This window comes from Paenibacillus sp. G2S3 (assembly GCF_030123105.1).
Lineage (GTDB): Bacteria > Bacillota > Bacilli > Paenibacillales > Paenibacillaceae > Paenibacillus_AQ.
In genome coordinates, this window is sequence record NZ_CP126095.1 from 4,484,993 (window position 1) to 4,498,817 (window position 13,825).

At 41.6% G+C, this 13,825-nt stretch carries 10 protein-coding genes; 1 reads left to right on the plus strand and 9 read right to left on the minus strand.

Annotation, left to right across the window (positions count from 1 at the left end):
• Positions 1-42: 42 nt before the first annotated feature.
• From QNH28_RS19710 to QNH28_RS19725, 4 genes are all read right to left on the minus strand, one after another.
• On the minus strand, positions 43-1,134 hold the full coding sequence (locus tag QNH28_RS19710) for an LCP family protein (RefSeq protein ID WP_283908195.1): 1,092 nt from the start codon (positions 1,132-1,134) through the stop codon (positions 43-45).
• Positions 1,135-1,359: 225 nt separating this feature from the next.
• The gene (locus QNH28_RS19715; protein ID WP_283908196.1) at positions 1,360-1,587 is read right to left on the minus strand and encodes a helix-turn-helix domain-containing protein; all 228 of its coding nucleotides are present in this window, start codon (positions 1,585-1,587) and stop codon (positions 1,360-1,362) included.
• Positions 1,588-1,708: 121 nt separating this feature from the next.
• Positions 1,709-1,909: a cold-shock protein gene (locus tag QNH28_RS19720; protein WP_036685790.1), complete on the minus strand. Its 201-nt coding sequence runs from the start codon at positions 1,907-1,909 to the stop codon at positions 1,709-1,711.
• A gap of 284 nt (positions 1,910-2,193) precedes the next feature.
• Positions 2,194-4,302, minus strand: coding sequence for a methyl-accepting chemotaxis protein (locus QNH28_RS19725; RefSeq protein ID WP_283908197.1), 2,109 nt, complete (start codon positions 4,300-4,302; stop codon positions 2,194-2,196).
• Between the two features lie 181 nt (positions 4,303-4,483).
• Between QNH28_RS19725 and QNH28_RS19730 the strand changes: the two genes are divergently transcribed.
• Entirely contained in the window at positions 4,484-4,888 is a 405-nt protein-coding gene (locus QNH28_RS19730) for a CBS domain-containing protein (RefSeq protein ID WP_283908198.1), read from the plus strand.
• Positions 4,889-4,961: 73 nt separating this feature from the next.
• Here the strand turns inward: QNH28_RS19730 and map are convergent, their stop codons facing one another.
• The 5 genes from map to QNH28_RS19755 all read right to left on the minus strand — a co-directional run bounded on the left by map (position 4,962) and on the right by QNH28_RS19755 (position 13,815).
• Positions 4,962-5,708 (minus strand): type I methionyl aminopeptidase, encoded by a 747-nt coding sequence (map, locus tag QNH28_RS19735; protein ID WP_283908199.1) that lies wholly within the window; start codon positions 5,706-5,708, stop codon positions 4,962-4,964.
• A gap of 593 nt (positions 5,709-6,301) precedes the next feature.
• Positions 6,302-8,026: an assimilatory sulfite reductase (NADPH) hemoprotein subunit gene (cysI, locus tag QNH28_RS19740; protein WP_283908200.1), complete on the minus strand. Its 1,725-nt coding sequence runs from the start codon at positions 8,024-8,026 to the stop codon at positions 6,302-6,304.
• A gap of 46 nt (positions 8,027-8,072) precedes the next feature.
• A complete protein-coding gene (locus QNH28_RS19745; protein WP_283912209.1) occupies positions 8,073-9,929 on the minus strand; it encodes an assimilatory sulfite reductase (NADPH) flavoprotein subunit in 1,857 nt (618 codons plus the stop codon).
• A 267-nt stretch (positions 9,930-10,196) separates the two neighbouring features.
• Positions 10,197-13,454 carry an ATP-binding protein gene (locus QNH28_RS19750; protein WP_283908201.1) on the minus strand — a complete coding sequence of 1,086 codons (3,258 nt, stop codon included), beginning with the start codon at positions 13,452-13,454 and terminating at the stop codon, positions 10,197-10,199.
• Complete coding sequence (locus tag QNH28_RS19755; RefSeq protein ID WP_283908202.1) at positions 13,441-13,815, minus strand: response regulator transcription factor; 375 nt, start codon at positions 13,813-13,815, stop codon at positions 13,441-13,443. Before QNH28_RS19755 ends, QNH28_RS19750 begins: the two co-directional genes overlap by 14 nt.
• Between the last annotated feature and the right edge of the window lie 10 nt (positions 13,816-13,825).

The following is a 13,825-nucleotide window of genomic DNA, read 5'->3' on the forward strand; positions in this document are numbered from 1 at the left end:
GCTAACCTCCGTGTGAATATAAAATAGTCTAGCAAAAAAATATTATGCAGCATCATCCTTAGAAGCAGTTATAAGATCAGCCTCAGTAGATGCTGGATTCAGCCAAATCTCGATCATATCATGAGTACGCTTTACATCATTTTCATCGAGTATATAATACCATTGATCCGTATGTTTTCCTTCCCCTTGGAGCATATGACTCGTTATTTCAGGGGTTCCACCTTCAAGAATTACCTTTTTAGCCAAATCTAAAATAAAATCTGACTTCATATTGGTTTTAAAGTTACTGCCCGCAATCTCGATAATGTTCTGTATATTAAGAATATTATCTATTCTTTTCATCCGATCAAGCGCCGCTTTTAGGAAAATCCGTTGTCTCTCTGTTCTCTTAAAATCCGAATCTTCCCGATATCTTACATACATTAAAGCTTCCTTGCCGGAATAGATCGGTTTGTTCGGCTCAATTCTTAGTTTCTCATGATCGGGACTCTTATTCTCTATCACCTTGGTGATTGGAAGCACCACTCCTCCAAGAGCATCTGTAACACCCACAAGCCCATTAAAATTAATAGTAGCATAATAATCAATAGGGGCGTTCAGTAGATTCTTAACGGTATCCACACTCATCTGAGGACCACCGTAGGAATGCGCCGCATTAATCTTGGTTTCTTTTCGTGCGCCTTTGATATTTTCCGCTCCAATAATTTCAGTAAATGAATCACGGGGAATAGAGACAAGTAATGCTTTATGGTCTTCAGGTCGAATGACTGTATAAATAATAGAGTCAGAAAGTCCATTCTCTTTGCCACGCTGATCGGTGCCTAGTAGAAGGATAGAGAAAGGACGGTCTTTATTTTCCGTCGTTGCTTGTAATCCAGATTCTCCAGTGTTTTCTAACGGCACGTAGGACTCTTTAAGGGTGTGTTCAATAGTTGGTGCTACAACATTATCAAACCCAAAAATCATTAGTTCCTTACGGAAAATAAAAGATCCCAGCCCAACAAGAAGTAAGGTAGCGATCGAAATGTACCAAATCTTCATTTTCTTGCTGATTTTATTCTTTTTCACTTTCTTTTTCTCGATTCTACTTAAAGCAAAGGAAGCAGGTGGATGAGTACTCTGTTTATTTTTCATTTGGATGAATTACCCTTTCTATTGATGCGACTTCTGATGGAACAAAAAATACAAATAATTCATTCTACAAGAAGAAATCGGAATGTATGCCTCCCCCCATTTCCTGAATATCCCATTATTATAGACGATGATCGGATTGATAAGTTTCTATTTATAAGAAATTTTCGAACAAAAAAAAGACCACATCCTTTCAAGGATGGGTCGAATATGTTAATTGAGATTATATTAGTTTTTTTTCAGAATCGTATCGATTTCACTTTTCAATATAAGATATCTGACAACACTTCTCATGATTGGAACCTTAGTTAACTTATGTTGGTCTACATAGCTTTTCATTTGATCTTTAGACAGACCAAGCAAGCTACCAGCTTCAGACACAGTCAATACTTCCTTGTTGCTTGTAGCGTTAAAGGTTTTTTTCACTTTTAAATTCCAGTCTTCAAACACCTGCACTTACATCCGCCACCTTTCTACTAAGCGAGAAATATAAGACAAAAAGTATGGTGTGAAACTTATATTTCTTATATTTTAAAAAAATCCCCAAACTATAAGTTTGGGGATTTTTTTCACAACTTTAGAGTTTTACAACGTTCTCAGCTTGTTGACCACGATTGCCTTGAACTACGTTAAATTCTACACGTTGTCCTTCGTCCAAAGACTTGAATCCGTCACCAGTGATTGCGCTGAAATGTACGAATACGTCTTCTCCACCTTCAACCTCGATAAAACCAAAGCCTTTGTCCGCGTTAAACCATTTCACTGTTCCTGTTTGCATAATATAATTACCACCTTTTTTTAATTTACATGTTATTCTTATCCCAAAAAAATCTCTTACAAAATCTCTAAAAAAATAAAAATTCACATATGGTACAAGGTTATTGTCATCTTAAGAATAACCCTCTACGCTATGTGAATTAGCAGGTAACTACTTTCGATATATTGATTATAGCACATCTGAAGTCATGTAGATACCCTTTGGCATGATATAAAAAATGGAAAACCCTGATCCTTCAGAAAAGGACAGGGTTACCCACCTGTAATAACGACATCAGATTTATTTTAAATTTTAAAATAAGACAATTTGTCCAGCAAATCTTGCACCATCGAGCTGAGGGATTCCGTTGAGGCAGAGATCTCTTCCATAGAAGCAAGTTGCTCCTCTGAGGCTGCTGCTACACTTTGTGAATCCGCGGACGCTTCCGATGCAAGTTCGGCTAATAATTTGACGCTAGCTGAAATTTGCTCTGTACCAGCGGTCATCTCCTGTGCGGCTGCAGACACTTCCTGAATTTGATCTGTAACCTGTGTCATTTCAGCAAGAATTGATGTAAACAAAAGATCACTATCAGATACACTTTGCACACCAATACGTACTTGCTCATTACCAACGGCCATAGCCTGCGAGGCTTGATTAGTATCTTGGACCACATGTTCGACTAATTCAGTAACTTGTTCGGCAGCTTGTTTCGTTTGATCCGCCAACATCCGTATTTCCGATGCTACTACAGCAAATCCCCGACCATGTTCGCCCACTCTGGATGCTTCTATGGCTGCGTTTAATGCCAATAGATTGGTCTGTTTACTAATGTTCGAGATCAGACCAATAATCCCGCTGATCTGCACAGATCTTTCACCTAATCGTTCTATAGCCAGACTGGTCTCGTCCACAGATTGCTTAAGCTCTGTCATCTGGCTCACCGCCGTTTGCAGTTGCGCACTGCCCCGCTTCGTTTGATCGGTTACTTCATCTGCTGATGTGGACACCGCTGATGAAGAGTCAGCGATACGCTGCACTCCAACGCTAAGATCACTCATGGCCAGAGAAGATTCTCCTGCATAATCATTTTGCAGTTGCGCTCCCTCGGCTACTCGTCCAATAGACACAGCAATCTGTTCAGCAGCTTTCCCTGTCTGTTCAGCGTTAGCTGTCAACTCTTCAGATGTAGCTCCCACTGACATCGATAAATCAGCCACAAGTCCAAACATTTCTCGCAGCTTATATGTCATCTGATTAAAATGTGAAGACATCTTACCGAATTCATCATCATTCCGAACCTGCAATGTTTGTGTTAAGTCCCCTTGAGCCATAAGCTGCAATTTCTCAGATAATACTCGAAGCGGTTTGATCACCATTAACCATAATTGTAAGACTATAACTATTCCTAGAATCAGCATCCCAACAAGCATGATAATAAATGATTCTGTTTTCGTTTGTTCGTAGTCAGCCATGATTGTAGCTTTAGGAATCGCAGTCTGCGTATACCATACCTGATCGCTTTCTGGCAGTGGAATCGGAACAAAAATACGAAGTACATTTTCTCCTTTGGAATTATTGGTGTACCCCTGAACCGACTTCCCATTCTTCACTTGTCTCCACAGTGCAGCTTTCTCTTCCGTATCACCGAAATCTTTAAGTACACTTTCTGGATCATTAGGATTAGCTGCATATTTACCATTACCCGTGACTAGAGAAACGTATCCACCCATAGGTTTATATTTATCAGCATCCTCCTGGAGCTTTGATAACGAAACATCAAATCCTACCGTCCCAAGAAAAGTGCCCGATTTGTCCAAAATGGGCAGCATAACCGAAATCATCTCTATAGCCCCAGCAGTCGTCTCATAGGAATAGGGTTCAATGTAGATCGGTTTTTTCTCTTTTTTAGGTAAAAGGTAATAATCACCCGCACCTTCTACATCGTAATCCTTTAAGGGTTCAACCGTTATTGAACCTTGATTCCTAAGAACATAAGGAATAAAACGCCCCGTACCATCATCATATGGCGTCTTATTGATATTAGCCTGATCGTTTTGATCGAAGGCATTGGGTTCCCACAATGTACTAATTGCAAAAAGCTCGGGTCTATTCTCAAGCATCGATTTCATTGTAGAAATAACTTCTTCACGACTCAAAGTTTGATGTTCTCTTGATTCAACCAGTACTTCTGTGAATACCTTTGCTGCCGACTCTATGTCTACCATACTATTCTGAATAGTTTCCGCATAACTTCGCCCAGCAACTTCCGCCTCTAATTCACCGTTCGATATGCTCACACTTCGAAGATTAAGCAGATTCGCGATTAGACTAAAGAAAAAGATAACAATGATAACTAAACTTACTACCAGAACAAATTTAACTGTTAAAGAAAGCCTACGATACAACGCCATCTGAACAACTCCACTCTAGGATAATATACCTTATCTTTAATCGACAAAATACGACTATCATTAAATAGGTCTTATTGCCTATAATTAAACCAATAAAATTTAAAACACCTATCCCTTCAAAAAATATGTTTAAATAAAAGTAACCTAATTAAAAAATCTCAATACAAAGGAGTTCATGCCGATGGAAATATCCTCTTTTTTGTTGCCTAAAGATCAAGTTGCCTATATCACTAACTCACTATCCATGCTGGAAGCCTTAGAACAATTAGAGCAGCACCATTATACGGCTATCCCTATTATTGATAATGAAGGAAAATATGTAGGAACACTTTCGGAAGGTGATCTATTGTGGAAGCTGAAAAACACAGCCGGTCTAACCTTTGAAAATATAGGGGAAGTTGCAGTAAGCGAAATCCAGAAGCATGTTCATAACGAAAGTGTACTCATAAATGCCGAAATGGAGGATATGCTGACACTCGCCGCAGATCAGAATTTCGTTCCTGTTATTGATAAAGAAGGCGTATTTGTAGGGATTATTCGTCGAAAAGACATCATTGAATATTATACTCGCAGCATAACTGATTAATTGAATAACAAAAGACCTGATCAGCAACATCTGGAGAAGATGAAGCTAATCAGGTCTTTTGTTCAACGCTAAATTATAGTTCAGTCAGAATAATGGTCCCTTGAGGGGTGATAGCTAGCGTATGTTCATATTGTGCAGACAGACCGCCATCAATGGTACGTGCAGTCCAACCATCCGCATCAATCTTAGTTCTGTAGCTGCCTGTGTTCAGCATCGGCTCAATCGTAAATACCATTCCCTCTTTAAGGCGAGGCCCTTTTCCTGCCGGCCCATAATGAGGCACTTCAGGCGCTTCATGCATTTCCGAACCGATTCCGTGACCAATAAAATCACGAACAACAGAAAATCCATTAGATTCCGCATACACCTGTATTGCGTGAGCGACGTCACCGATCCGATTGCCTGCAACAGCCTGCTCAATGCCACGGAATAGGGATTCCTTAGTCGTGTCGAGAAGTTTGCTCGCTTGTTCACTAATATCCCCAATCCCGTAAGACCAAGCAGAGTCTGCCAACCAACCGTTTAAATTAACTACCATGTCTATCGTTACTATATCTCCATCTTTCAGCGGTTCCTTCTTCGGAAACCCGTGGCATATCACATCATTTACAGATGCACAGGTTGCGTATGGATACCCATGATATCCTTTTTGCTCAGGAGTCGCACCTTGAGACAATATAAATTTTTCTGCAAATTCATCAATTTCCCAAGTCGTAATTCCGGGCTTCAAAATTTGCGCAATTTGACGATGACATTCAGCAAGGATTTTCCCCGCCGCACGCATTTTTTCGATCTCTTCCATCGTTTTCATGATAATCATAATATCGCCTCTTCTGTACAGAACACATCACTCACGGGCAATGGCTCTTCGTTTGTATTTAGTTTCCCCTTTATATTATGAAAGAAAAACACAAGAAATCCAAATCATTAAGCAAAAAAAATATTTATTCCTGTCTGAAACTAAATAACTCTCCTCTTTCTTATAAAAATGCTAGAGATTATCGAGCTCACTTAAACGCTCGCGCTGATTCTATACCTGCTGGTTTTATCCGGGTTACTGTAGGAATTTTTCGAATCCGTTGTGGCTTGCGGACTCAGATGACCCTATTTGTGCGATTTATGCTTTTTTGAGCCACTTTCGGACCTGAGAGACGTTATTCCCCTTATAATGGTAAGTTTTCGCCTCCTTTCAGACTAATAACTGCACCGTGGTCCAAACGCCTTCCAAATTGGAGCGATTTCAGCATATAAGATCTTCTGAGTCCGATACGATAGTATCTCATCCGCTAAATTCGCTAACTTAGCCCGATCAGCTCGACAGCGAGTGATGGTTTAGGTTTGAGATCAACTAACAAAAAGATGTCCCAGTTGCCATAATGCAGGCTCCGGGACATCCCTTTCAATCATACAGAATTAATCATGAAAATTAAGACCTGAAGTAACCGCTTTGACATAGCCTGCACGGATCACGAAATCTCCGAAATGCTCGCCATGCTGCCGTTCTTTTGCATAACGATGAAGGATAGGCTCCAGCGTCTCCAGAATTTCTTTTTCATCAATATTTTCTTTATACATTTTGTTCAAGCGATCTCCCGTAAAACCTGCTCCCAAGTACATATTATATCTACCTGGCCCCTTACCAATAAACGAGATTTCGCCCAGTGCCGGTCTTGCACATCCATTAGGACAGCCCGTCATCCGAATCACGATTTCCTCATCGCGTAGACCAGCTTCATCAAGGACAAGCTCTAACTTATCAATCAACGAAGGCAAGTAACGTTCTGCCTCAGCCATTGCAAGCCCGCAGGTTGGTAGTGCCACACAAGACATGGAACTACGTCGTAGTGCAGACATATGAGCTCCGTCCGTAAGTCCATGCTGTTTAGCCAGCTCAGCTACTTTTCGTTTTTTGGCAGTGGTTACGTTAGCAATCGTTAAATTTTGATTCGGCGTAAGTCGGAAATCTCCGGTATGAATCTTGGCAATTTCCCGCAATCCGGTCATCAAGGTGTACCCTTCTTGGTCATGAATCCGTCCGCTTTGGATATAAAGCGTCAAATTCCATTTTCCATTGGTACCCTTCACCCAGCCGTAGCGGTCTCCATTGTGATCGAAATGGTACTCACGTGCCGTCTCAAGCTGCCACCCGAGTCTTTCATGCAGCTCATCAACGAACCATTCCAGACCATGGCGGTCAATCGTATACTTAAACCGTGCATTTTTGCGGACAGAACGATTTCCATAATCCCGCTGAATCGTTACTGTCTTCTCCGCTACATCGATCAATTGATCAGGACGGCAAAAGCCAATGATACGGCCAAGCTGAGGATACGTGCTGGTATCGCCATGCGTCATGCCCATACCGCCGCCTACCGAAACGTTGAACCCCACCAGCTTATCATTCTCAAGAATAGCGATGAAGCCTAGATCCTGCGAGAAAACATCTACGTCATTTGAAGGGGGAACCGCAAGACCAATCTTGAATTTACGAGGTAAATACACCGGACCATAGATCGGCTCAACTTCTGCCCGATCTCCTAAGCTATCCACAACCTTTTCACCGTCTAGCCAAATTTCATGGTAAGCAGGAGTACGTGGGGATAGATGATCACTAACTTTGCGCGCCCATTCGTAGACTTCTGCGTGCACCTCAGATTGATAAGGATTCGGATTACTCATTACGTTACGATTGACATCCCCACAAGCTGCAAGGGTCGTCATTAGCGTATCATTGATGCTTCGAATGGTCTTCTTTAAGTTCCATTTGAGAACGCCATGCATTTGAAATGCCTGTCTAGTAGTCAAACGTAAGGTTCCGTTACCATACTTTTGTGCTAGATCATCCATCACCAGCCATTGTTCCGGTGTAGCTACACCACCTGGGGCAACTACGCGAAGCATAAACTGGAATGCTGGCTCCAGCTTCTGACGTTCCCGTTCATTGCGCAAATCTCTGTCATCCTGCATATAGCTACCGTGAAATTTCAGCAGCCGATTATCATCTTCAGGTAGACCACCCGTAATCGGATTGCTTAGTGTCTCCACTAACGCACCCCGCAGATAGTTACTCTCCGACTTAATATGCTCAACATCACTTGGAGGTCCGCCGATCGGCTGAACCTTCTCATTGTTTGCCATTGTTGTTATCTCCCCCCGAAGTCATTCGATAACTTCCATCTATCCACTAATAGACATCACGCTGGTAACGCTGTGTCTGTTGCATATCTTCCAGATAAGCTGCTGCCGCTTCAGGGCTCAGTCCGCCCTCACTCTGAATCACAGTAAGCAAAGCAGTATGAACATCATGTGCCATATACTTCTCGTCGCCGCAAACGTAGATATGAGCACCTTCTTGCAGCCATTCATAAACCTCACGACTCTTTTGCAAAATGCGATGCTGTACATATACTTTCTCTTCGGTATCCCGTGAGAAGGCTACATCCAGCTTGCTTAGAACGCCATCCTTTAGCATTCTCTGCCAATCAGTCTGATACAGGAAATCCGTCACGAAATGCCGATCCCCATAGAACAACCATGATTTCCCTTCCGCTCCAAGCTCTCCACGTTCTTCAAGGAAGGAGCGAAATGGTGCAACTCCAGTGCCCGGTCCGATCATGATGATCGGCGCATCCGGATTAGTCGGCAGCTTAAAGTTAGGATTATGCTGAATGTAAATAGGCAATGTATCCCCCGGCTCTACTCTTTCTGCGCAATGCACTGAGCAGACACCGTAACGTTCCCTACCGTGAGCCTCATAACGTACAGCTCTGACGGTTAGATGAACCTCATCCGGATTAGCCTTATAACTGCTAGCGATAGAATATAGACGAGCAGGAAGCTTCCGCAAAATTGTCACAAAACTGCTGGCTGAGCCTTCCCACGGTGAGAAGTCCTGAAGCAAATCGAGTAGATCACGTCCTTGAATATACTCTTTAAGCTCCGAAGCACGGTCTGGAGCTAATAACTCACTCAGCTTGTTTGAAGCAGACAGCTTTGCTGCTTGCTCCAGCAAAGGTTTGGTCAATACAGTGATTTCATAATGATGCAGAAGTGCCTCACGTAAGGCCCCTTCATCACCTTTCTTATTAAACGGGACCTTATCGTTAGGATTCCAGCCCATAGTATGAATAATAGCGTCCACCAGTTCAGGATGATTCTCTGGGTATACTCCCAGTGCATCTCCTGGTTCAAACTGTATATTAGAGCCTTCAAGCGATAGCTCCAGATGGCGAGTCTCACGATCCGAGCCGCGTCCGTTCAAATTCAGATTCTCCAATACCTCTGCCTTAAAAGGATTATTCCGAGTGTAAAGAGGTTCTTGTGACGCTGCGTCCTCTGCGGCTTGAACCGCTTTTGCCGCAATGGCTGGAGCATTTAAATTTGCATTTAATGCACCAATTACACCTTCAAACCATTCAGCAACGGAATCGTCATAATCGAGATCACAATCTACTCGTGGACTTAGACGCTTTCCACCAAGTTCCTCTAACCTCTGATCGAACTCTTTACCCGTCTGACAGAAAAATTCATAAGAGGTGTCTCCCAGAGCTAGAACTGAAAACCGCAGGTTCTCTAATAGAGGAGCTCTTTTACTGTAAAGAAATTCATGAAAAATCCTTGCATTATCTGGTGGTTCACCTTCTCCATGAGTACTCACCAGTAGAAGTAGATTCTCAACCTTTTTAAGCGCTGTAGGTTTGAAACTGTTCATCGCGGAGAGTGTGACCTGAAAGCCTTGCTCTTCCAGCTTGCGCGATAAGCTCCCCGCTAGTCGCTGGCAATTCCCCGTTTGCGAACCAAATAATATGGTCACTTCCCGTGATGCTGCTGGTTGGCTAGTTACAACAGCGCCAACCTCAGCAATCGTATTCGATTGCACTTGAAGTTCAGCACCCGATGGCGCTGCTGCCGCAGTACGGCCAATCGCGGACAAATATCCACTGAGCCATATTTGCTGCGTCTCCGTTAAGGTTGGTAGAAGACGATTGAGAAGCTCGACTTGGTTCTCGTTAAACGGACTGTTCGTTACCTGTAGTTGCAACAATATCCACCTCTCCTAAACATGAAATCTGGTTATGATCCGTGCCTCAATTGAATCTATCTGAGCCTTTTTTAGAACCTCATAAAATCAGGCTATCACAATAATTGTAAACGATCAATGAAGTCATTTTTACCTAAAAAATGTTAATTATTGAAAAAGTATCAATAAATCATAGAAAAACCGATCAAAACAGTATGATTTACCCTGATTTGATCGGTTACATTATAAAAAGTGATACTATTTATAAGATATTGTGATAAATAAAAACTATAAATCCTTCTTACTTTCGGGAAATAATACCTCGCCTACCCCCGTCCTTATCTTCACAATCTCTTCAAGCGTATTCGATAACTCGCCCGGCGGATAAGGTTTCGTTAAATACTTCTGAATCACATCGTTCAGTTGATTCTTATCCGATTGATCAAGAGCAGAAGAAATAACTATCGGAATATTCTCTGTTCTCGAATCATCTTTCAGCATTCGGATCAGATCCCAACCATCCAGATCTTCCCCAAGCATCAAATCCACTACGATCGCAACAAATGGTGTTTTTAAAGCTTGATCAAAGGCTTGCTGTGGATGATAGTGATGGGTGACACGGAAGCCCTTCCCTTTAAGCTCTTCTGATAAGAGCAACGAAAGACTATAATCATCTTCAACGATCATTACATTCGGCTTGAGCTCTTTATCTGCATTCCACTTATTTAGCTCATCTTGCTGTAGGCCTGCTTCCGCATGTAGGATGGGGAGACTAAACCAGACGGTAGTTCCCTCTCCTTCCACCGATTCAATACCGATGGTTCCCTTTTGTTTCTCAATAATTTCTTTGCAGATGGCAAGACCAAGACCTGTTCCACCAATTCTTTTGGAGGCACTGTTATCCACTCTTCTGAATTTTTGGAATAGCTGCCCTATTTGATCCTTTGGAATGCCAAGACCATGATCCTGGATACGCACAATAATGTGACCCGGCTCATTATGCAGCAGTACCTTTACTTCATTATTAGACGGTGAGAACTTGATCGCATTACTTAACAAATTCGTTAGAACTTGGACAATTTTATCCTTGTCCACATCTACTTCCGCATTTAGAGCCTCATCCACCAGCAGCACATGATGGGTGCTGCTAAGTTTATATTGATCGATAACCCCAAGTACAATTTCGCTGAGATTCAGATGTTCCGTGATATACTGCTGCTTACCTGATTCCATTCTTTGCAGATCGAGAAAATCATTAATAAGCTCCGTCAACCGCTTCGCTTCCTTATGAATCGTCTCCAAATACTTCAGCTGCTTCTCAGGCTTCATAGTTTTGGACAATAGCAGTTCCGTGAATCCTAGTACACTCGACAATGGCGTTCTCAGCTCATGACTTACCGTACTGACTAGATCCGATTTCATAAGATCTAGCTCGTACTCCCTAGTGATATCTCTGTATACAAACAATGTACCAATTCTGAGCTCACGACGGAAAACAGGAATCGCATAAACATCAATATGCTTCATAGATTCTGTTCCAATGGAGTATTGCATACTGCTGGATTCTAGAGCTTCCTCAGCAATCGCCTGTTCAAAGAACAACCGAAGTTCATGATTCTCATTGGAACGTGCGATGAAATAATCCATCCATTCTTTTCTAGCAATCAGCGTCCCTTCGATCCATTCATAGTTAACAATATTGCACAGCGCCTTATTCATCTGAAGCATCATGCCTTCTGTATTTACGAACTGAATGCCTTCGTTAACGTTATTCACGATATCGCGGTTCAGCTTTCGACCATGTTCAATCTCTTCATACATGAATAAACGTTCAATCGCCAGAGCTACGCGGTTCATCATTCCTTGAACTTCATTAATCTCTTCTTTGCTGAAAGAATGTCCAATCCGGGTTCCGCAAAACACAGCTAAAATCTCATCTTCTGCATTCACAACAGTAGTATAGAAATCATAACAATAGACCTCATTCGCAGAAATCCCCTGTTCCGATTGTGTTGCAAGACGCTTAATCAGATAGGTTTTTTCTGTCTTCAAGCGATATAACATTTCATTGTTCTCATTATCAAGATAACGCTCTACATTTTCCTGAGGAATGCCTTTAACAGCCGCGATCTTATCTTTCACCAGCAGGAAGAAACTCGAATCAAATGAATACAGGTGATGCATGAACTGAATAAACTTATCTGCAAATTCATGTTTATCCAAGGTGTAAGTAATGTCATGATTCAGCTGATTATTAAGCTCAAGCATCTTTTTGGTCTGTTGCGTATTCTTTAGTGTTTCTGCTAGCTCCAGCTGTACACTTTTCATAGAGGTGATATCGTACGCGATAAAAATGTACTGATAAATCACACCGTCATTGTTCAGATACGGCACGACAGTCAAATGCATCCAGATTGGTAATCCGTCTTTGGTCAGAATCTGGAGTTCATTGCTCCATACTCCACCCGTATTTAATTTGTTGAAGATCTTCTGCATTTGTTCTCTAGATATATTATAGAGTTCAAATAACTTATAGGTAAAACCGATAATTTCTGAATTTTTATAGCCGGTATATTTGCTTAAATTATCATTCGCGTAGGTAAATACTCCTTTATCTGTAAGGATCCCCACCGCTGAGGATTGATCAAGTGCCTTCATCATACTCTCTATTTCACTAAGCGAACGTTGCAATCTGTATTGCTGATCCTGAAGTTCATCCTGCTGCGCGTGTAGCTCTTCATTCTGCATCATCAATTCTTCTTCTTTGTCCTGAATACTTCTGGCCATATTTAGAAATGCAGTATACAGTCGTCCGATTTCATCCTGATTCTTAAGATTGCCCAGAAGAATTTCCTCACCGGCAGCCAATGAATGAGTGGCCCCTTCCAGCTTTAAAATAGGATTAATCAAGTTCTTAAGAATCCGCCAGATCATAAAGGTAAAGAACAGTAGAATGATCGTGCTAAAAAAGAATGCGATAAAGGTGAATTCGTTAGCTCGTTTGATATAATCCATAGCCATGGTATTTAATGCTGCATCGGATCGCTGTCTGTACTCTTTCGTATACGTTAGAAAATCATTCACAGATTTAGTAATACCATCTCCAGATAAAACTCTCAAAGCTGCATAATCGTCAGCCTCGACAAGCCGAATTGCTTCTGGTAAGGTTTTATTTTTATACTGGACATAAAATGATTTTAAACCATCTCTAAATAAGGCTTCTTCGGCCGATAAATTAAGATTAGAATACGTATCCAGAATCTGATCGAAGTTAACGAGGGCTTCATTTAAGAGCTTTAATTCATTCTCGTCCTTAAGCAAAGTAAATCCCCTAGCTCGAAAAAACACCTCATTTAAAGTGCTCGCCATCTCGCTGATCGTGTCTGCTTTATACTGCAAACTTTCACGGTCTCTACTTAATTCATCTTGCTCATAGTTTATGAAAATAAAAAATACAGTCCCCATAATAATGATTAAAGAGAACACAAATACAATGATGCGGAAATATTTGTTTTTGATACTGCGGTTAGCGTTACTTTCCTTCACCACTTAGGATCCCCTCCACAATCTGCAAGAGTTCCATCGGACTAAATGGTTTCGGCATGAAGTAACGCGCGCCTGCTTCAACTGCTCGAATTCGATCCACATCTTGAGCCTTAGCCGTTAACATTAATATAGCTGTTGTTTTCTTCTTCTCCTCATCCAGCTGCTGGAGCACTTCAATCCCTGTCATTTCCGGCATCATATAATCCAGAATCACCAAATCATAATGATCCGTAGACAGCCTAGTTAGAGCCTCCAATCCATTCTCCGCCGTGTGAATCTCAACATTCTCCAAATCTTCCAATGTATCCTCGATCAACATCCGTAGTACTTCTTCATCATCCACTACCATTATTTTTTGCATATTCGCACAA

Coding starts and splice junctions, on each gene's coding strand:
- QNH28_RS19710 (WP_283908195.1), bottom strand. CDS start 1,134: ATGAAAAATAAACAGAGTACTCATCCACCTGCTTCCTTTGCTTTAAGT.
- QNH28_RS19720 (WP_036685790.1), bottom strand. CDS start 1,909: ATGCAAACAGGAACAGTGAAATGGTTTAACGCGGACAAAGGCTTTGGT.
- QNH28_RS19725 (WP_283908197.1), bottom strand. CDS start 4,302: ATGGCGTTGTATCGTAGGCTTTCTTTAACAGTTAAATTTGTTCTGGTA.
- QNH28_RS19730 (WP_283908198.1), top strand. CDS start 4,484: ATGGAAATATCCTCTTTTTTGTTGCCTAAAGATCAAGTTGCCTATATC.
- map (WP_283908199.1), bottom strand. CDS start 5,708: ATGATTATCATGAAAACGATGGAAGAGATCGAAAAAATGCGTGCGGCG.
- cysI (WP_283908200.1), bottom strand. CDS start 8,026: ATGGCAAACAATGAGAAGGTTCAGCCGATCGGCGGACCTCCAAGTGAT.
- QNH28_RS19755 (WP_283908202.1), bottom strand. CDS start 13,815: ATGCAAAAAATAATGGTAGTGGATGATGAAGAAGTACTACGGATGTTG.